General features: G+C 53.5%; 13 protein-coding genes. 12 read left to right on the forward strand and 1 reads right to left on the reverse strand.

All coding sequences use genetic code 11. From position 1 onward, the window contains the following. The first annotated feature begins 20 nt into the window (after positions 1 to 20). Together U9M73_RS19935 and U9M73_RS19940 are read left to right on the forward strand one after the other, a co-directional pair. A complete protein-coding gene (locus tag U9M73_RS19935) occupies positions 21 to 824 on the forward strand; it encodes a formate/nitrite transporter family protein (protein ID WP_323078766.1) in 804 nt (267 codons plus the stop codon). 53 nt (positions 825 to 877) lie between these two features. Then, a complete protein-coding gene (locus U9M73_RS19940) occupies positions 878 to 1,015 on the forward strand; it encodes an EAL domain-containing protein (protein WP_260071538.1) in 138 nt (45 codons plus the stop codon). 71 nt (positions 1,016 to 1,086) lie between these two features. Here U9M73_RS19940 and U9M73_RS19945 read toward each other — a convergent pair whose 3' ends face one another. Then, positions 1,087 to 2,286 carry an ROK family protein gene (locus U9M73_RS19945; protein WP_323078768.1) on the reverse strand — a complete coding sequence of 400 codons (1,200 nt, stop codon included), beginning with the start codon at positions 2,284 to 2,286 and terminating at the stop codon, positions 1,087 to 1,089. Positions 2,287 to 2,523: 237 nt separating this feature from the next. On the opposite strand from U9M73_RS19945, the gene xylA reads away from it, so the two are divergent. The 10 genes from xylA to U9M73_RS19995 all read left to right on the forward strand — a co-directional run bounded on the left by xylA (position 2,524) and on the right by U9M73_RS19995 (position 19,883). Continuing rightward, positions 2,524 to 3,840 (forward strand): xylose isomerase, encoded by a 1,317-nt coding sequence (xylA, locus tag U9M73_RS19950; protein WP_036644393.1) that lies wholly within the window; start codon positions 2,524 to 2,526, stop codon positions 3,838 to 3,840. Positions 3,841 to 3,946: 106 nt separating this feature from the next. After that, a complete protein-coding gene (gene xylB / locus U9M73_RS19955; protein WP_260071531.1) occupies positions 3,947 to 5,443 on the forward strand; it encodes a xylulokinase in 1,497 nt (498 codons plus the stop codon). A gap of 146 nt (positions 5,444 to 5,589) precedes the next feature. Continuing rightward, positions 5,590 to 7,413: a sensor histidine kinase gene (locus U9M73_RS19960; RefSeq protein WP_323078774.1), complete on the forward strand. Its 1,824-nt coding sequence runs from the start codon at positions 5,590 to 5,592 to the stop codon at positions 7,411 to 7,413. Beyond that, positions 7,406 to 8,935 carry a response regulator transcription factor gene (locus U9M73_RS19965; RefSeq protein ID WP_323078776.1) on the forward strand — a complete coding sequence of 510 codons (1,530 nt, stop codon included), beginning with the start codon at positions 7,406 to 7,408 and terminating at the stop codon, positions 8,933 to 8,935. The genes U9M73_RS19960 and U9M73_RS19965 overlap by 8 nt, the downstream gene beginning before the upstream one ends. A 199-nt stretch (positions 8,936 to 9,134) precedes the next feature. After that, positions 9,135 to 10,628 (forward strand): ABC transporter substrate-binding protein, encoded by a 1,494-nt coding sequence (locus U9M73_RS19970; RefSeq protein WP_009223898.1) that lies wholly within the window; start codon positions 9,135 to 9,137, stop codon positions 10,626 to 10,628. 83 nt (positions 10,629 to 10,711) lie between these two features. Continuing rightward, positions 10,712 to 11,641: an ABC transporter permease gene (locus U9M73_RS19975; RefSeq protein ID WP_009223899.1), complete on the forward strand. Its 930-nt coding sequence runs from the start codon at positions 10,712 to 10,714 to the stop codon at positions 11,639 to 11,641. Between the two features lie 24 nt (positions 11,642 to 11,665). Further along, the gene (locus U9M73_RS19980; protein ID WP_009223900.1) at positions 11,666 to 12,583 is read left to right on the forward strand and encodes a carbohydrate ABC transporter permease; all 918 of its coding nucleotides are present in this window, start codon (positions 11,666 to 11,668) and stop codon (positions 12,581 to 12,583) included. Between the two features lie 107 nt (positions 12,584 to 12,690). Then, entirely contained in the window at positions 12,691 to 14,991 is a 2,301-nt protein-coding gene (locus U9M73_RS19985; RefSeq protein WP_323078779.1) for a glycoside hydrolase family 3 N-terminal domain-containing protein, read from the forward strand. A gap of 5 nt (positions 14,992 to 14,996) precedes the next feature. Next, complete coding sequence (locus U9M73_RS19990) at positions 14,997 to 18,116, forward strand: alpha-mannosidase (RefSeq protein WP_323078780.1); 3,120 nt, start codon at positions 14,997 to 14,999, stop codon at positions 18,114 to 18,116. 447 nt (positions 18,117 to 18,563) lie between these two features. Continuing rightward, on the forward strand, positions 18,564 to 19,883 hold the full coding sequence (locus U9M73_RS19995; protein WP_036644398.1) for a glycoside hydrolase family 125 protein: 1,320 nt from the start codon (positions 18,564 to 18,566) through the stop codon (positions 19,881 to 19,883).

Consider the following 19,883-nt stretch of genomic DNA (forward strand, 5'->3'; position numbering starts at 1 on the left):
ATGAATAAACGGGGGGCGTTATGGAGACAGAATCGCTGTTAAAAGTTGAGGAATTGGCAATCAAGAAATATAAAATCTTTATGCAAAGCCATCTCCGGTATATTGCTAGAGCGATGCTGGCGAGCATGTTTATCGGGTTTGGGGTGATCGTTGCGTTCAAGAGCGGGAACTTCCTCTACCTGGAGCATTCGCCGCTGACCTATCCGATGGCCGCCGCGACCTTTGGCGCTGCGATTATCCTCATCGCATACGGGGGCGGGGATCTATTTACCGGAAATACGTTCTATTATACATACGCGGCTTTAAGAAAACGGCTGAAATGGCTGGATGTCACCAAGTTATGGGTATTCAGCTACCTCGGCAATATCCTGGGCGCAGCCGCATTCGCCTTATTGATTTACTTGACCGGCTTATTTGCCGACGCTTCGGTGAATAGTTTCCTGCTGAGCGTGGTCGAACATAAAATGACTACCCCAATCACGGAATTGTTCTTCCGCGCAATTCTTTGTAACTGGCTGGTATGTCTGGCTTTTTTCATTCCGATGGCGCTCCAAGGGGATGGGGCGAAGATGTTTGCGATGATGCTGTTCGTCTTCTGCTTCTTTATCTCCGGCTACGAACATAGTATTGCGAATATGTGCACCTTTGCCATCGCTTTGGTGCTGGACCATCCCGCCACGATCTCGTTTGGCGGCGTTCTCCACAACCTGATTCCCGTGACGCTTGGCAATTTGGTTGGCGGGGTGCTGCTGATGGGCTTTATGTACTATTTTGCCAACAAGCCGTATTTGGATGCGGAGGATGCTTCCGGTACGTCGAAATAAGTACAGGTTCAGTCAGACATCTTCTCATAGGGAGGTGTCTATGGCTGCAGGTCATTGCCGAAGGCGTGGAGACGGAGCAGCAAATGGAGCATGTGCGCCGCGCGAAATGCGATATCATTCAGGGGTACTATATCAGCAAGCCGCTTCCGGAGGCGGGGGGTGCGCGATTTGCTGCGAAGCTTCCGGCCTGATCAGATGACATAAAAATAACCCGCAGACTCGTGGAATAGAGACACGATGCTGCGGGTTATTGCTTTTTGGATCAAAGACCGGCCGTTGAGCTGCTTTCTTGCACAGGAACGGGATCCGGTTCACTCAGAAACGCAGTAATCGGCATGGAGGCGGCGCCGAGTGCTGTCGATCGGATGCCTAAGTTGGCGAAGGCGACTCCGGACTTCTTCCGGTGGTAGGATAAGCTGCGGTTCTCGATGGTGCGCAGCATCGCATCCTGGATGAGGTCACCGGCTAGCGACAGACGGTTGCCGATAACGATCAGCTCCGGATTGAGGATGTTGACCAAATTGGCCAATCCAACGCCAAGCTGGGCACCGATTTCATTCAGGAGCTCTATCGCCCGGGAATCGCCGCTGTGGGCCAGTTGAATCATCTCCTCCAAGTCGGGGTGCTTATCCCCCCACAGCTTGGCGGCCCGGTCAAGCAACGCCTTCTCCGAGGCGAGCGTCTCCCAGCAGCCGCGGTTGCCACAGCGGCAGAGCGGGCCGTTCTCGGCGATGGTCATATGACCAACCTCGCCGGAGAAATTCGACGTGCCGCGGTACAGCTCGCCGCCGACGATAATGCCGGAACCGATGCCGATGCCGATGCTGAGGTAGATCAAATTTTGGGCCTCGCGTCCGGCCCCAAAGAGCTTCTCGCCAATCGCGCCGGCATTGGCCTCGTTATCAATATGAAGATTGGCCCCGAACTCGGAGGCCAGCGGTTCGTATAAATCGACCTGGTTCCAGTCCAGGTTGGGCGCGGAGATCACCCGGCTCTTGTCGTCGACGAGCCCTGGTACGCCAATGCCGATCCCAACGATCCCGTACGGGGATTCGGGCAGCTGCTCTTTAAACTGGCGGATCGTTTGGCGAATCTGTTCCAGCACGTGTTCCGGACTGAAGTCGCTAAGCGGCACCAGTTTTTCCTGAAGCACGTGGCCCTCCAGATCAACCAGCACAGCCAGTAAATCATTGACGCGGATGTCGATGCCAATGGCATACCCGGCACTACGGTTGAAGAGCAGTAATGTCGGCTTCCGCCCGCCGCTGGATTCGCCGGGGCCGATCTCGGTAACCAGATGACTGTCGATCAACTCGGAGACGAGGGACGATACGGTCGCCTTGTTCAAGCCAATCGCAGCGGAGATATCCGCACGAGACAAGGGTTGACGCTGACGAATCGTATCCAGGACGATCGTTTTATTCATTTTTTTGATCAGCTGTTGGTCGCCTGTGATTTTCATATAAACTCCCTCGTTCTACCCAAGCCTCTCGGCATGGCAAAATTGTGTCTATACGCATCATAACATAAACGTCCCAGGTAAAATCAACAACTTTGTTAGTTTACTAGACAAACTAAGTGGAACGTGATACGATCTAGGTGTAGACGGCATGCTCGCATTAGTAAATGGGCATGCTACTTAAAATCGACAGGATGTAAAGGCTTACTTAAATTAAATCTCTGGTGGGAGGAATTCGTGGTGAGTTATTTCAAGAACATTAGCAAAATTCAGTATGAAGGCGCAGGTTCCGACAATCCGCTGGCATTTAAACATTATAACGAGAATGAAGTTGTACTCGGCAAAACAATGAAGGAGCATCTGCGTTTCGCAGTAGCTTACTGGCACACGTTGACAATGAACGGCAGCGACCCTTTTGGTCAAGGCAACATGATTCGTCCTTGGGAAACGGTAAGCGGTATGGATCTGGCGAAAGCCCGTGTAGAAGTTAACTTTGAATTCCTGGAGAAACTCGGCGCTCCGTATTTTTGCTTCCATGACGTGGACGTTGCTCCAGAAGGTGCGACCCTGAAAGAATCCAATGAAAATCTGGACGTCATCGTCGCTAAAATCAAAGAAGGCATGAAGCAAACCGGCGTGAAGCTGCTTTGGAACACAGCTAACATGTTCTCCAACCCGCGTTACGTACATGGAGCTGCAACGACTTCCAATGCTGACGTCTTCGCTTATGCTGCAGCTCAAGTGAAGAAAGGTCTGGAAACCGCTGTTGAGCTGGGCGCTGAAAACTATGTATTCTGGGGCGGCCGTGAAGGTTACGAGTCCCTGCTGAACACAGATATGGCTCTGGAACTCGACAACCTGGCGAGATTCTTCCAAATGGCCATCGATTATGCAAAAGAAATCGGCTTCAAAGGTCAATTCCTGATCGAGCCGAAACCAAAAGAGCCTACGAAACACCAATACGATTTCGATGCTGCTACGACAATTGCATTCCTGCAAAAATACGGCTTGCAAGACCACTTCAAGCTGAACCTGGAAGCAAACCATGCGACGCTGGCCGGCCATACGTTTGAACACGAGCTGCGCGTAGCCCGCATCAACAACATGCTGGGTTCGATCGACGCGAACCAAGGCGATATGCTGCTCGGCTGGGATACCGACGAATTCCCAACAGACCTGTATGCCGTAACGCTGGCGATGTATGAAATCCTGAAAAACGGCGGCTTGGGCTCCGGCGGGGTGAACTTCGACGCGAAGGTAAGACGTACTTCCTTCGAACCGGAAGACCTGTTCTATGCTCATATTGCGGGTATGGACACCTTCGCGAAAGGCTTGAAAGTAGCCGGCAAAATGATCGAAGACAACTTCATCGAAAACCTGATTGAAGAACGTTATGCTAGCTTCAAATCCGGCATCGGCGCGGATATCGTGTCCGGCAAAGCAAACTTCAAAACGCTGGAAGCTTATGCTCTGGAGCACAGCCATATCGTGAACAAATCGAACCATCTCGAACTGGTGAAAGCCCGCCTGAACGAATACATTTTCGGCACGAAATAAGCGTAGAGAGACACTTGTTAAACAACCTATCCAAAAGGGGACGCCTGCCGTCCCTTTTTGTGGTATAAGGCCCCCTTTGGGGGACATGCGAAGGGAGAGTATCGCAATGAAGTATGTGATTGGCATCGATTTGGGGACCAGCTCGGTTAAGACGTTGCTCGTGAACCAAAACGGCGAGATCGCCGGGGAGGCGTCTGCAGCTTATCCGCTGATCCAAGAGCGTCCGGGGTACAGCGAACAAAATCCGGAGGAATGGGTCAAAGGGACGATTGCTTGTTTGCAGCAGCTGCTGAAGGAAAGCGGCGTAGCTGCCGAAGACATCGAGGGTGTCTCCTTCTCCGGTCAAATGCACGGCTTAGTGCTGCTTGATGAGCAGAACAACGTGCTGCGCAACGCGATTTTGTGGAACGATACCCGGACAACAAAGCAATGCCGTCAAATTGAAGCGAAGCTGGGCGACAAGCTGCTCGACATTACGCGCAACGCTGCGTTGGAAGGGTTTACGTTGCCAAAAATCCTTTGGGTGCAGGAGCATGAGCCGGAGTTGTTTGCCAAAGCCGCGCGTTTCGTACTGCCGAAGGATTATTTGCGTTACCGCATGACCGGCCAAGTGCAAATGGAAATCTCCGACGCGGCGGGAACGCTGCTGCTGAACGTGCCGGAAGGCAAGTGGAGCGAGGAGATCGCTGCCGCCTTCGGGCTTCCGGCTGGCTTCTGCCCGCCGATTGTGGGCAGCACCGAGTTTACCGGCACGCTGCTGCCGGAATTTGCCGCCGAGTCCGGCCTGGCGGCTGGCACGAAGGTGTTTGGCGGCGGCGCTGACAACGCCTGCGGCGCGGTTGGCGCAGGTATCGTCCGTAAAGGTGACGCGCTGTGCAGCGTGGGTACGTCTGGCGTGGTGCTGACCTACGAAGAAGACAAGAACAAGGATTTTGCCGGCAAGGTGCATTTCTTTAACCATGCGCATCCGGGCGCTTTTTACGCGATGGGCGTGACGCTGGCCGCAGGGTATTCCTTGAGCTGGTTCAAGGAATCGCTGGCGCCGGAGCTTAGCTTTGACGAGCTGCTGAAGCCGGTGGGCGACATTCCGCCGGGTTCGGAAGGGCTGCTGTTCACCCCGTATCTGGTCGGGGAACGCACGCCGCATGCGGACAGCGTCATTCGCGGCAGCTTCATCGGCTTGTCCGGCACGCATCGCCGGGAGCATCTGGCCCGCGCGGTAATGGAAGGCATCACCTTCTCGCTGCAGGAGTCGTTTGATCTGTTCGACGCGGCCGGCATCGAGGTTGAACGCGTGATTTCCATCGGCGGCGGCGCGAAGAATCCGGTCTGGCTGCAAATGCAGGCCGATATTTTCGGTAAGCCGGTTGTGGCGCTCAAGAACGAGCAAGGCCCGGCGATGGGCGCGGCGATGATGGCTGCTGTCGGCAGCGGCTGGTTCGGCAGCTTGAAAGAATGCGCCGATGCCTTCATCGGGTATGCGAAGACCTATGAGCCGATCCCGGCTAATGTGGAGAAGTACGCCCGCTTATTCAAGCTGTATCAGCAAGTTTATGCAGCAACCCGCTCGCTGAACGAAGGGCTGCAGGAATTCCGCGGATAAGCTTGCACAAGGATCTGCCCATAAACGCCTGTTCCCATGGGGAATAGGCGTTTTTCAATTTGGATATGGTGCTGCTGAGCCAAGAACTGCAAACCCATGCAGTGCCAAAGGCATGGTATAATTGACCTTGTGCGAGGAGGGAAGACATGTTCATCCGGAGCATCTATCGCAATTACTTCAAGAACAATTTGTTCATGAAGATTCTTTTGTTTTTTTCAGTCATCACCATCGTTACGATTATTACTTTTTCGTATTTGATGTTTATGTTTATGTCAGAGTCCGCGGTACAGAGACAACTGGACATTCAGAAGCGGGCAATCGAAAGTGTCAGCGATTACATTGGCAGCAAATACGAATCTGTACAGGCAATGGTACGGGGCATTTATCGTGACGAGGAGTTGGCCTCGAACACTTCTTTTTTCTTGGAGCATCCGTATCAGGATTACGTGAATTACCGCTTGGACCGTTTTTATACGGAAAATAATTCGTCAACCGACACCGTTCTGTATTTCCGTAACGTGGTCGACGACGATCCGGACATTCGCAGTTTGATGTTATATAGCGCAGATCTGCAACAGTTATATGTTTTTGGCAGCGATAAGCAATTTAAGATTATCCCTACCAATCAGGCCCGATCCTTCATCCCTGATGTGATGTATCAGGAGGAAGGCGTGAACGTGGGAGCCGCTAACATCTGGGTGCGCAAAACGGTGGGCCTGCCAGATCTCCCGATGTATTCGGTCCGCATCCCCATCAATAATAAGCAATCGCTTCGCAATATCGGGCAGCTCGACGTGTATTTCGATACCGACAAGGTATGGGGCAGCCTCGCGATGTACGAAGATGAACTCAAAGGATCCATCTTGGTGCTGTCCGCTGATGGCAGCGTATTATTTGATTCCTCCGGAACCTATTATGATCAGAAATACCCGTATGCCGAACAAATTAACTCTATGTACGATACCGGGGTGCTGAGTGAAGGGCTGATTGCTACTAAGCTGACGCAAAGCCAGGGAGGTTACACCGTACTCAGTACCGTTCCAAAAGAGGAGCTGGCCAAAACTTATCACGGACTCCGCAACACGATCTTTACCATCAGCTCCATTTGCATTTTGTTTGCGATCCTGATCCCGGCGCTGTTTATCAGCAATTTCGCCAAACGCACGCGAAATATTATTCGGTTTACCCGCAGAGTTCGCAACGGGGATCTCACCGCACGGATCGACGAGTTCCGGGAGGACGAGCTGGGGCAGATCTCCAAGAGCTTTAATGACATGCTGGACGAGCTGAATGTATACATCGACCGGGTGTTCAAAGCGGAGATTAAGCAGCAGCAAACCGAGCTCGTTGCGTTGCAGGCGCGGATCAATCCACACTTCCTGTACAATACGCTGGAGGTTATCCGGATGCGGGCCGTTTCCCAAGGCGCGAAAGATGTGGGTGAGATGATCTACAGCTTGTCCGTCCTGTTCAAAAGCATGGTGCAGCAAAAGAAGAACTACACCCTTAAAGACGAACTGGAAGCTTGCCGATTATATCTAGAGTTGTTCCGTATCCGTTACCGGGATCGCTTTAGCTATGAGATTCAAGCCGACCCTTCGCTTCTGGGCAAAGCGATCGTCCGTTTGTCCCTGCAGCCTATCGTGGAGAACTATATCGTCCACGGCATCCAAACCGACCAAAGCGACAACCGGATTAAGATCGAGGTGCGGGAAGACGGGGATTCGCTGGTGGCCGTGGTCAAGGATAACGGGAAGGGCATCGAACCCGACCGGCTGGCGGAAATCCACCGGGAGCTGGAGCGGGAAGAAGAAACCGGGCAAATGTTTGGACTTCGCAGCGTACATTCGCGGCTGCGTTTCCTGTACGGCCCGGACTACGGAATCAAGATCGAGAGCACGCCCGGCAGCGGGACAACCATCACAGTTCGTTTTCCGAATCGGGAAGGAATGGAGGGGGAAGATGTATAAGGTATTTATCGTCGATGACGAACCGTTCATCATCGAAGGCTTATACGATATCGTGGACTGGCCGCAGTTTGGCTTGGAAATTGTCGGACACGCAGAGAACGGCCAGCAGGCGCTGGACGCCCTTGCTACGAAGCCGGTGGATGTATTAATCACGGACATCTCCATGCCGGTCATGAACGGGTTAACGCTGATTTCCGAGGCGCGGAAGCTGCACAAGGAATTGAAGGTCATTATTTTGAGCGGATTTAACGAGTTTGATTACCTCAAAGAGGGCATGAAGCTTGGCATTGAAAACTACCTGCTGAAGCCGATTAATGTTGAGGAGCTGGAATCGACGCTGCGCAACACGGTGCAGAAGCTGGACAGCGTGGATACAAACGGACTCTACGACGCCTATGATATCCAAATCCTGAAGGACAACACGCTTTACCGCTGGCTGAACGGGCAGATGGCGGCTGCGGAATTCGAGGAGCGAGCCGAGCTGCTGGGCTTGCATTTGCAGGGGCCTTATGTTGCGGTGGCGATGCTGCGCACCGAAGGCAACTCGGCCGAAGTATTTGATCGCGCTGAACGTTACCTCAAGGCGTGGCGGGGAATCACCCTATTCCACGATGTAGATGGCGATATTGGAATCGTGGCTTCCCTTCCTGCCGGGGCAGAGGAGAAGCGGACTTTTGCCGAACTGATGGAGCATCTGTCCCTGGAATTGTCAGTCATGAACCAGACGATTCAAATGGGCGTAGGTAATGTGGGACGGTTGCCTGAAGCGGCATCTCTCAGCTATAAGCAAGCCAAGCGTGCCCTTGAATATTACTTGATTTATCCGGAACGGCGGACGATGGAATACAAGCAGCTAGAGAGTACCCGCGCCGGCGGCGTATTGGAGAGCGGCTATCCGCTAGGCTGGGACGATTACGCCAAGTTGATTTTGGCGAAGGATAAGGATGGATTAAGAAAACGGATTTGCCAAGATTTCGAGCGGTTGAAGCAGACGGAGGGCATTCGTCCCGAGGATGTGCAGAATATCGCCTTGGAACTGGTGGTCCGCTTTAAAATGGAGCTTCAGCATATTAAATATACGGAAGAGACAGACTTGTTTAAGAACACGCTTCAACGTGTCCAGCGCTGTGATTCGTTTCAAGAGCTGGTCCAAAGTCTCGTAAATTTGGCGGAGGAGACGGTTGGTTCGCTTCTACAGGATGCTAAGAATCCGGTGGTGCATCAGGTGTTGAACTACATCGACTCGCATTACGCCGACGAACTGTCGCTCAAAACGCTGGGCGCGCAATACCATATTCATCCGGTGTATCTCGGGCAGTTATTTCACAAGGAGACGGGGATGTCCTTTGCCGAGTATATTAACAAGTACCGGATCGAAAAGGCGAAGCAACAACTCAAAAATACCAATCTCAAAGTGCACGAAATCGCGCGGAGCGTGGGCTACTGGGAGATCGGTTATTTCTATAAGCAGTTCCGGAAATACGTGGGGATCTCCCCCACCGACTTTAAGGCACTGCATTAGATCGAATAGGGGAGGGTACCCTGGAGCAAGGAGATTTTTAACCACCTAAATCGGTTGGTTTTCCTTGGTTCCGGGGTATTGTCCTTTTCTTTAATTTGTACCTTAATTTTTTAAGTTTATCTTCTTTTTGTAATGGCTTTCATTCGGTAAGGTTAGGTTAGTCGAACAAAACAAAAGAGATTCAAAAGGGAGGATCAGCATGAGTAAAAGCAAAAGAAGTTTTTCTTTCGTCCTTGCCACTCTGATGGCCATGGTGCTTGTTCTGAGCGCATGCGGCGGAAGCAAGAACGCGGACAGCGGCAGCAACAGCGGAGCCGCAGCGGGCAACTCGGAGGAACCGGTTAACCTGATTTGGTACACGATCGGTACGCCTCAAAAAGACGTAGACCGCGTAATGGAAGAAGTCAGCAAGTACACCAAAGAGAAAATCAATGCAACAATTACGATGAAAATGATCGACTGGGGCGACTACGCACAAAAGATGCAAGTGAACGTCGCTTCCGGTGAACCGATGGATATCATCTTCACTTCCGCAGGTGGTTTCGACTACGTGCAAAACGCTAGAAAAGGCGCGTTCCTGCAACTGGACGAGCTGCTCGAGCAATATGGACAAGACCTGAAGAACACTATCGACCCTGCGTTCTTGGAAGGCTCCAAAGTCGACGGGCATAACTACGGGATCCCGGCGAACAAAGAACTTCCGCAACAAGAAGTATGGCGCTTCAACAAAACGTTCTTGGACAAGTATAACCTGGACATCTCGAACGTTCGTTCCTTGGAAAGCATCGAGCCATTGTTGAAAACGATTAAAGAAAATGAACCGGGCGTAACGCCGTTCGCAATGAACAAAGAATACGTTCCGTATGTTCCTTACGATTACATTATTCAAAACCTGCCGATGGCGGTAAAACTGGATACGACCGATTATAAAATCGTAAACATCCTGGAAACGCCGGAAATGCAAGAAGCTCTGAACTTGATGCACAAGTACTATAAAGCAGGTTACGTAGCTCCGGAAGCGGCTACAACTGGCTCTACCAGCGACCTGATGACTTCCGGTCAATGGTTCATGGACCGTGCACAAACCCAGCCGCTGGCGGATAACCTATGGTCTGCAAGCTACGGCTACCCTGTAGTATCTACACCGGCAAGTGACGCGATTATCACGAACACTTCCGTACAAGGTTCGATCATGGCGATCTCCGCGAACTCCGAACATCCGGAGAAAGCAATGGAATTCCTGAACCTGCTGAACACCGATCCGGTGCTGCGCAACATGGTTGACTCCGGTATCGAAGGCGTTCACTACAAGAAAATCGATGACACCCACTACGAAAACCTGGCAGAATCGAAAAACTACGACATGCCTTCGTACTCTTTGGGTAACAACATGCTCCTGTACTTGAATGCCAACGACCCAGACGACAAATGGGAGCAATTCAAGAAGTTTAACGCAGAAGGCGTGAATTCGCCAATCCTGAGCTTCAACTTCGACAGCACGAAAGTAGCTACCGAAATGGCCGCTGTACAAAACGTAAAAGAGCAATTCTGGTCCTCGTTGATGACGGGTACGGTTGATCCGGCGGAATACCTGCCAAAAGCAATCAAAAAATTCAAAGAGGCAGGCCTGGACAAGGTGATTGCTGAAGCCCAAGCTCAGCTCGATGCCTGGAGAGCTGAAAACAACAAGTAATCATTATAGAGATAGAGAGGGATCGGGCGGGTGATAGTTGCGCCCGATCCTTTTTCATTATTTTTCGACAGGAGGGGAACATCATGGCTGCATTTTTCAAAAACCTGCTTAAGAATAAAGTCATGTTATTTATGGTGTTGCCGGGTGCCGTTTGGTTTTTCTTCTTCTCGTACCTTCCGCTGGTCGGTACGATTACGGCGTTTAAGCAATACCGCTTCAGCCGTGACGGATTCTGGGCGAGTATCGCGCGGAGTGAGTGGGTAGGTTGGGAAAACTTCAAGTTCCTGTTCAGTACAAACGATGCCTTTACCATTACCCGCAACACGTTGTTATACAACCTTGCTTTTATTTTCATTGGACTCATCCTTTCCGTGGCGATGGCGATTCTGTTGTCTGAGCTGGTCGGCAAGACCATGGCCAAAGTGTATCAAACCGGGATGTTCCTGCCCTACTTCCTTTCCTGGGTTATCGTCGGCTACTTTGCGTTCAGCTTCCTGAGCATGGACCGGGGGATGATTAACCAGATTTTAGGTTGGTTTGGCGTGGAGCGAATTAACTGGTATTCGGAGCCAAAATATTGGCCTTATATTTTGATATTCGTCAACCTATGGAAAACGATCGGCTACAACAGTGTCGTTTACCTGGCTTCGATCATGGGTATCGACAAATCGCTTTATGAAGCGGCGATGATTGACGGTGCGACCAAATGGCAGCAAATCCGCAACATCACGGTTCCCCTGCTCTCCCCAATCATCATTATCATGACACTGCTGGCGGTAGGGCGGATCTTCTACGCCGACTTCGGCTTATTCTACCAAGTGCCAAGAGATTCGGGTACGCTCTATCAAGTCACGAACGTCATCGACACTTACGTATACCGCGGTCTAAAAACAACCGGGGAAATCGGCATGAGTACGGCGGCCGGTCTTTATCAATCGGTGGTAGGCTTTATTCTCGTCATGGTTTCTAACTTCATCGTGCGCAAAATGGATAAAGACAGCGCCCTATTTTAAAACAGCTGAAAGGAGTGTCAAGGTATGGCGGAGATGGCTAGAAAAAGCAAAGATTTTCATCATGTCTCTCGCGGCTGGAACGCCGTATTGCACCTGATCGCCGGTATTTTTTCGTTTATGTGTGTGTTTCCCTTTATCTTTGTTGTGATTATTTCCTTTACCGATGAGAAGACGCTGGCAACAGACGGTTACCGGCTGCTGCCGGCCAAATGGAGTCTCGAAGCTTACCGCTTCGTGTTTGAGAGCGGCGACTCGCTGCTTCGTTCGTATGGCGTAACGATCGTTGTCACGCTGGTAGGTACGATCCTTAGCTTGGCAATGATTGCGCTTTATGCTTACGCGATTTCTCGGAAGAGCTTCCGGTACCGGAGATTTTTCTCCGTATTTGCGATTGTGACCATGCTGTTTAACGGAGGGATGATTCCAACCTATATGGTGGTATCCCAACTGATGGGTCTGAAAGATACGTTGTGGGCGCTAATTTTGCCGCTTGCAATGAATGCGTTCTACATCATGATCTTACGTACGTTTTATAGTACAAGCGTTCCTGAAGCAGTTATTGAATCGGCGCGGATTGACGGTGCCGGCGATTTCTATATTTTCCTGCGGATCGTCTTGCCGCTGTCGCTCCCAGGTCTTGCTACGATCGGCTTGTTCAGCACGCTGGGTTACTGGAACGACTGGTTTAACGCACTTCTGTATATCGACAACCCGAATTTGGTGCCGCTGCAGTCGATGCTGATGCGGATCGAATCGAGTATTGCGTTTATTCAGCAAAACTCGCAGAACACTTCGCTTAGCTTGGCCGCGATGCAATCTATTCCGCAGGACACTTCGCGGATGGCGATGGTCGTGCTGGCAACGTTGCCAATTATTTTTGCATATCCGTTCTTTCAACGGTATTTTGTACAAGGACTTACGGTAGGCGCTGTCAAAGAATAAATATAGCTTCATCCAACCTTCTCGATGCTGAAAAGTGAATTTTCTAGTTTGAATCATTTTTGAACTCTTTTGGAATCAAGGAGAAAAATGAAAGGAGCGAGGTGGAGATGTTGCTATATAAAGACAGCTCGAAGCCCATCCCGGAACGAGTAGAGCATTTGCTCGGGCTGATGACATTGGAAGAAAAGGCCGGCCAGCTGGTTCAGCCCTTCGGCTGGCAGACCTATGAGCATAAAGATGGAGAGATTAAGCTGACCGAAGCGTTTAAGGAGCAGGTGAAAAACGGCGGCGTCGGTTCGTTATACGGCGTACTGCGCGCCGATCCGTGGACGGGCGTGACGCTGGAAACCGGCTTGTCGCCGCGCGAAGGTACGGAGGCGGTGAACGCCATCCAGCGGTACGCCATCGAGAACTCGCGCCTCGGCATCCCGATTCTGATCGGGGAAGAGTGCTCGCACGGCCATATGGCCATTGGCGCCACGGTGTTTCCTGTACCGCTGTCGCTCGGCAGCACCTGGAACGTGGAGCTGTATCGCGAGATGTGCCGGGCGGTGGCCCGGGAGACGCGCGCCCAGGGCGGCGCGGTCACGTATTCTCCAGTCCTCGACGTTGTGCGTGATCCCCGCTGGGGCCGGACCGAAGAATGCTTTGGCGAAGACGCTTATTTGATCAGCGAAATGGCCGTGGCTTCGGTCGAAGGCTTGCAAGGGGAGAGCTTGGACGGAGAGGACAGCGTGGCGGCTACGCTGAAGCACTTCGTCGGCTACGGCAGCTCCGAGGGCGGCCGAAATGCCGGCCCAGTCCATATGGGACGGCGCGAACTGCTGGAGGTCGACCTGCTGCCGTTCCGCAAGGCGGTGGAAGCCGGTGCGGCTTCGATCATGCCGGCCTACAACGAGATCGACGGCGTTCCATGTACGACCAATGAGGAATTGTTGGACGGCGTCCTGCGCGGCGAGTGGGGGTTTGACGGCATGGTCATCACCGACTGCGGCGCGATCGACATGCTCGCCTCCGGCCACGATGTGGCAGAGGACGGACGGGACGCGGCGATCCAAGCGATCCGCGCGGGCATCGATATGGAGATGTCCGGCGTGATGTTCGGCAAGCATCTGGTGGAGGCGGTACGGTCGGGACAGCTGGAGGAGGAAGTGCTCGATCGCGCGGTACGCCGCGTATTGACGCTGAAATTCCGCCTCGGGCTGTTTGAACGTCCGTACGCCGACCCAGAGCGGGCCGAGCGGGTGATTGGCAGCGCGGAACATGTGGAGCTGGCCCGGCAACTGGCCAGCGAAGGCGTTGTGCTGCTCAAGAACAAAGACGGCGTGCTGCCGCTGTCGGCGGACGCCGGTACCATCGCCGTTATCGGGCCGAACGCTGATGCGGGGTACAACCAGCTGGGCGACTACACCTCGCCACAGCCGCGGTCCAAGGTTACGACCGTGCTCGGCGGAATCCGCAGCAAGCTGGCTGAAACGCCGGAACGGGTGCTGTATGCGCCGGGCTGCCGGATCAACGGCAATTCCCGGGAAGGTTTTGACGTGGCGTTGTCTTGCGCGGAGAAGGCGGATACGGTGGTTATGGTCGTGGGTGGCTCAAGCGCACGGGACTTTGGCGAGGGGACCATTGACCTTCGCACCGGCGCTTCCAAAGTGACCGACAATGCGGAGAGCGACATGGATTGCGGCGAAGGCATTGACCGCATGAACCTCAGCTTATCCGGCGTACAGCTGGAGCTGATTCAAGAAATTCATAAATTGGGTAAGCCGCTCGTGGTGGTTTATATCAACGGACGGCCGATTGCCGAGCCGTGGATCGACGAGCACGCCGATGCGATCCTCGAAGCCTGGTATCCGGGGCAAGAAGGCGGGCATGCGATCGCCGACATCCTCTTCGGCGACGTGAATCCATCGGGACGTCTGACGATCTCGATTCCAAAGCATGTTGGACAGGTTCCGGTCTACTACCACGGCAAACGTTCGCGGGGCAAACGGTATCTGGAAGGCGATTCGCAGCCGCGTTATCCGTTTGGGTACGGACTGAGCTATACCGAATTCACCTATAACAATTTAAAGCTGGAGTCCGATACGATTAATAAGGACGGCTCAACGAAGGTGACGGTTGAAGTGACGAACGTCGGCGAACGTGCTGGTGCGGAAGTCATTCAACTGTATATTACCGATGTTGCAAGTAAGGTAACCCGGCCGGCGAAGGAGTTGAAAGGCTTCCGTAAAATATTCCTGCAACCGGGCGAGACCCAGACCGTGGAATTTACGGTCGGTCCAGAGCAGCTGCAATACATCGGCCAGAATTATAAACCGGTGGTGGAGCCGGGCGAATTCCGGGTGCACGTCGGCAAGAACGTAAATGATACGCTGAGCGCCAATCTCTTTGTGCGGGAGGATTAATTGATATGGAACGCATCAGACGTTTTATCCGGGAACTATCGGAAGCCCAGTGGCTGGATCAAATCCAGCTGCGCGGGTGGGAGATCACTTCTTCCGTATACCAGGTTCCCGGCAGCTACACGAAGGAAACTGAATATTCGGAGGGACAAGCCTTCGAGCGCTTCCCTAGCACGCAGGGAACCACGTATTTCTTCCGTACCCAACTGGAGATTCCGAAAGGGTGGCGCGGCGGGCAGGTGGGCCTCATCTTTGCCTCCGGCGGCGAAGGTCTGCTGCGCATCAATGGCAAATCGGCCCAGGGCCTGGACCGGAACCATATGTTCGTGACGCTTCCGCAGGAGTCGGGACAAGGCCCGCTCTCGCTGGAAATCGAGCTGTATGACCCGATCCCTGAACCGGTGGATCCGCTGAACCAACAAGCGGTGATTCAGCCGCCGATTTCGCGGATCGACAGCCGTCTGGTACTGGTGAACCGGCCGGTGCAAAGCTTGATGTATACGGCAACGGTTGTCCGCGATGCCACGGTGCTGCTGCCGGAACAGGATTTTCGGCGCACCCGCCTGATCGAGGCGCTGTATGCCGCCATGGACGGGTTCGTGGCGCTGGACAAGGAAGCGATTCGCGAGGGTGGAGCGATTACCGAGCTGGAACAGCGGCTCACCGAGCGGGTGAAGGCGATCGGCGGCAATGCCGAAGGCCTGATCCACATGGTCGGCCAGTCGCATATCGACATCGCCTGGCTGTGGCCGGTGCGGGAGACGGTGCGCAAGACGAGCCGGACGTTCTCGACGGTTGATGCGCTGATGCGCGAATACCCGGAATACCGCTACACCCAAAGCCAACCGCTGCTGTTCGCCTTCCTGAAAGAGAACGACCCCGAGTTGTACGAGCGGGTGAAGGCACGGATCAAGGAGGGGCGCTGGGAATTGGTTGGCGGCATGTGGGTAGAGCCGGATTTGAACCTGCCAAGCGGCGAATCGCTGATGCGGCAGATGCTGTACGGGCAACGTTTCTATCAGGAGGAGTTCGGCTTCACCTCGGAGATTGAATGGCTGCCAGACACGTTTGGTTATTGCGCATCATTGCCGCAAATTTTGAAGCATGGCGGGATTCGCTATTTTATGACGACCAAGCTTGGCTGGAACGACACCAACGTATTCCCGTACGACCTGTTCCATTGGGTCGGCATTGACGGCACGCCAATGCTGTCGTATCTGAACCACGGCGTAAATGAAAATACGTTGCCGAAGGACGTTCACGATCACTGGCAATCGTATCGCCAAAAAGCGGTCCATCCGGAGCAAATGCTGCTTTACGGACATGGCGACGGCGGCGGCGGGGTGACCCGTGAAATGCTGGAGTACATTCACCGCGCTGAGCTGATGGTAGGTCAGCCGGCAAGCGAATATAGCACGGCAGCGGAGTTCTTTGCTGGCATCGAAGCGGCGCAGCCGAAATTGCCGGCATGGCACGGCGACCTGTACCTTGAATTGCACCGTGGGACGTATACGACCCACGGGCGCAACAAGCGCAGCAATCGCAAAGCGGAGATCCTGTACCGCGAGGCGGAGCTATGGAACGCGTTGGCCGCTCCGGCGATGCCGAAGGATCAGCAACGCGAGGCGCAAAGAACGCTGCAGGAGGGCTGGAAGCTGATCCTGTTGAACCAGTTCCACGACATCATTCCGGGTTCGGCGATTACCGAAGCGTACGAGACATCGACGAAAGAATATGGAGAGATTTTTGAGAAAGGAAACGCCGGGCTGCGTCAGGGCCTGACGACTTTGGCTGAACGGGTATCGACCACGGGCGAAGGTACGCCGTACATCGTCTTTAACAGCCTAGGCTGGACGCGCGATGTGATCGTGTCCCTTCCGGAACAAGCTTATCGGAGCGGCGCGGTTGCTTACGACGAGCAGGGGACACGGCTTGAGCTGGATGTGCGGACGGATCTTGGCGGAGAAACCGCGGCTTGGGTCCGCGTGCCGGAGGTTCCGGCGTTTGGCTACAAGACGATTTGGCTGCGGAACGAAGCGGGAGCAGTTGCCCGAACTAAGGCGGATTCCCTGGACGGAAGCCAAGCGTTCCAAGGCGAGTGGGAAACGGAGTTCTACCGCCTGAAATTTAACGACCGCGGCGAGATCGTCAGCCTGTGGGATAAGGAAGCCGGACGGGAGATCGTGAAATCCGGGGAAAGCGCAAACCGCTTCCACTTCTATCACGACCGTCCTACGCTGTGGGATGCTTGGGACATTGACCCGCGCTATGAACAGCAACCGGCCGGCGAGGCTGTATTGCTGGAGAGCGGTCTGGTTGCAAGCGGGCCCGTCCAAGACGTACTGCGCTTCCGCTGGAGTATTGGTCAATCGGAAATCACGCAGGATCTGATTCTGTATCATCACAACAAGCGGATTGATTTCCAAACGAAGGTGAATTGGAACGAAGCTCACAAGCTGCTGAAGGTTGGGTTCCCGATCGACCTCGTTACGGACAAAGCGACTTACGAAATTCCGTTCGGGGCGCTGGAACGTCCAACACATCGCAATACGAGCTGGGAGCAGGCGCAATTTGAGGTGTGCGGACACCGGTTCGCCGACGTTTCCGAACGCGGATACGGCGTCAGCCTGCTAAATGACTGCAAATACGGCTACGACATCCAAGGCAGCACGATTCGCCTGTCGCTGCTGCGGGCGCCAAAATGGCCGGACGTGACCGCCGATCTGGGCGAGCATGAATTTACGTATTCGCTGTACCCGCACCAAGGCGACTGGCAGACTGCGCACACGGTGCGCGCGGCGGCAGAGCTCAACCATGCGCCGGCAGTATGGGCGGCTGAATCGCATGAAGGCTCGCTGCCTTCCACCGGGGCGTTGCTCGGGTTTACAGGCGAGCACGTGGTGCTCGACACGGTGAAACTGGCCGAGGACGGCGACGGCGTGATCCTGCGCCTGTACGAATCGGCAGGCGGCCGCGAACGCGTGGCGCTAAATTGGAACGAGCCGGTTTCGGCGGCGTTCCTGTCCGACGCTTTGGAGCGGGAGCTGGAGCCGATTACGCTGGCGGACGGAGGGCGGATCGAGCTCGATTTTGCCCCGTATGAAATTAAGACGCTGAAGTTGAAGTAATGGGTGAAGATGGGTTGGTGCACGTTGGCAGCGGGAAGTCAGCTCGCAAGTTAACGGGATGGTTAGCAAGATAGTCAGAAGATAGTTGACGGGAACGTTAGCTGGAATGCTAGCAGGTTAGCAGGAATGGTGGCAGGAAAGCTATCAGACTGTTAACTGGAAAAAGTACCGCTAATTCAGCCGTTTTCTTAGGATGGATGTAATTTAACTGGAATTTCTACCGTTAATTTAACGAATTTTCGCCGACTTCGGCCAATGAGGCTAAATTAACTGTACGATTTACCGTTAAATGAACGATTTAGCGGGAAACTGGTGAATTAGCAGTAGGATTTACCGTTAATTTGCAGATTGCCCGTCGCCCGCCAGCCCAACCGCCCTCAAGATCATAGAAGCGAAACGAAACGAAGCCAAATGAAATGACCTATAAAGGAGCGAGAAGACAAGCTCATGGAACAATTTAGACTCCCGAAAATACCGATGCCGCCGCTGGAATTGCCGCAATCCATTAAGGATGTACTGGCCGAGGCCGAAACGAAACTGGCGCATCGTCCGAAATTGCTGCAACTGTTCAAGAATTGTTTTCCGAACACGCTCGAGACGACAACCAAGCTGATGGACGACGGAACCACCTTCGTCATCACCGGAGACATCCCGGCTTCTTGGCTGCGCGATTCCGTGGAGCAAGTAATCCACTATGTGCCGTTCGCCAAGAACGATCCCGATTTGCAGCGGATCATCAGCGGACTGATCAAACGCCATATTCATTATGTTCATATCGATCCGTACGCGAACGCATTTAACGAGTCGGCCAACGACTGGCACTGGAATACAACTGACGTGACCGAGATGTCCCCATGGGTGTGGGAGCGCAAATTCGAAATCGACTCCTTGTGCTTCGTGGTCCGCTTGGCCTACACGTATTGGAAGGAAACGGAGCAGACCGATATTTTTGATGCCGGCTTTAAATCCGCAATGCGGAAAATCTACGAAGTGTTCAAAACCGAGCAGCATCACTTCGAGAAATCGCCATATCGCTTTACCCGCAACAACGGAATCCCTACCGATTCCTTGCGGAACAACGGAATGGGCATGCCGGTGAACTATACGGGAATGATCTGGTCGGGCTTCCGTTCCAGCGACGACGCCTGCGATTTCCATTACAACATTCCGGGCAACATGTTTGCGGTTGTGGCGCTGCGTCAAATGCAGGAATTCGCCGAGTGGGTCTTCCGCGACATGGACTTCCTGGCCGAACTGAAGGAACTGGAGTTTGAGGTTGACCACGGCATTAAGCTGTACGGGATCTACCGCCATCCGGAATTCGGTCCGATTTACGCCTACGAAACCGACGGCTTTGGCAACTACTGCTTGATGGATGACGCCGGCACGCCGGGCCTCATGTCCATTCCGTACCTGGGCTACGTTAGCGCAGACGATCCGATTTATCAAAATACACGGCGTTTTGCCCTGAGCAAAGAGAATCCGTTCTACTTCGAAGGTAAAGCAGCCAAAGGCATCGGCAGCCCGCATACACCAGAGAATTACATCTGGCATATGGCCTTGTCGATGCAGGGGCTCACCGCGCAAACGAAGGAAGAGAAGCTGGAAATGATCGCAATGCTGGAGGCGACCGACGCCGGAACCGGCTACATGCATGAAGGTTTCCACGCCGACGATCCAAATACGTTTACGCGCAAATGGTTCGCTTGGTCGAACAGCTTGTTCTCGCAGCTGGTGTACCAGGCGATGCAGGAAGGTATATTGTAA

Source organism: Paenibacillus phoenicis, assembly GCF_034718895.1.
Taxonomy (GTDB): Bacteria; Bacillota; Bacilli; order Paenibacillales; family Paenibacillaceae; genus Fontibacillus; species Fontibacillus phoenicis.

Bases quoted from the DNA above. Each gene is read 5' to 3' on its own strand.
- U9M73_RS19935 (WP_323078766.1), top strand. From the start codon at position 21: ATGGAGACAGAATCGCTGTTAAAAGTTGAGGAATTGGCAATCAAGAAA.
- U9M73_RS19945 (WP_323078768.1), bottom strand. From the start codon at position 2,286: ATGAAAATCACAGGCGACCAACAGCTGATCAAAAAAATGAATAAAACG.
- xylB (WP_260071531.1), top strand. From the start codon at position 3,947: ATGAAGTATGTGATTGGCATCGATTTGGGGACCAGCTCGGTTAAGACG.
- U9M73_RS19960 (WP_323078774.1), top strand. From the start codon at position 5,590: ATGTTCATCCGGAGCATCTATCGCAATTACTTCAAGAACAATTTGTTC.
- U9M73_RS19965 (WP_323078776.1), top strand. From the start codon at position 7,406: ATGTATAAGGTATTTATCGTCGATGACGAACCGTTCATCATCGAAGGC.
- U9M73_RS19970 (WP_009223898.1), top strand. From the start codon at position 9,135: ATGAGTAAAAGCAAAAGAAGTTTTTCTTTCGTCCTTGCCACTCTGATG.
- U9M73_RS19975 (WP_009223899.1), top strand. From the start codon at position 10,712: ATGGCTGCATTTTTCAAAAACCTGCTTAAGAATAAAGTCATGTTATTT.
- U9M73_RS19980 (WP_009223900.1), top strand. From the start codon at position 11,666: ATGGCGGAGATGGCTAGAAAAAGCAAAGATTTTCATCATGTCTCTCGC.
- U9M73_RS19985 (WP_323078779.1), top strand. From the start codon at position 12,691: ATGTTGCTATATAAAGACAGCTCGAAGCCCATCCCGGAACGAGTAGAG.
- U9M73_RS19990 (WP_323078780.1), top strand. From the start codon at position 14,997: ATGGAACGCATCAGACGTTTTATCCGGGAACTATCGGAAGCCCAGTGG.
- U9M73_RS19995 (WP_036644398.1), top strand. From the start codon at position 18,564: ATGGAACAATTTAGACTCCCGAAAATACCGATGCCGCCGCTGGAATTG.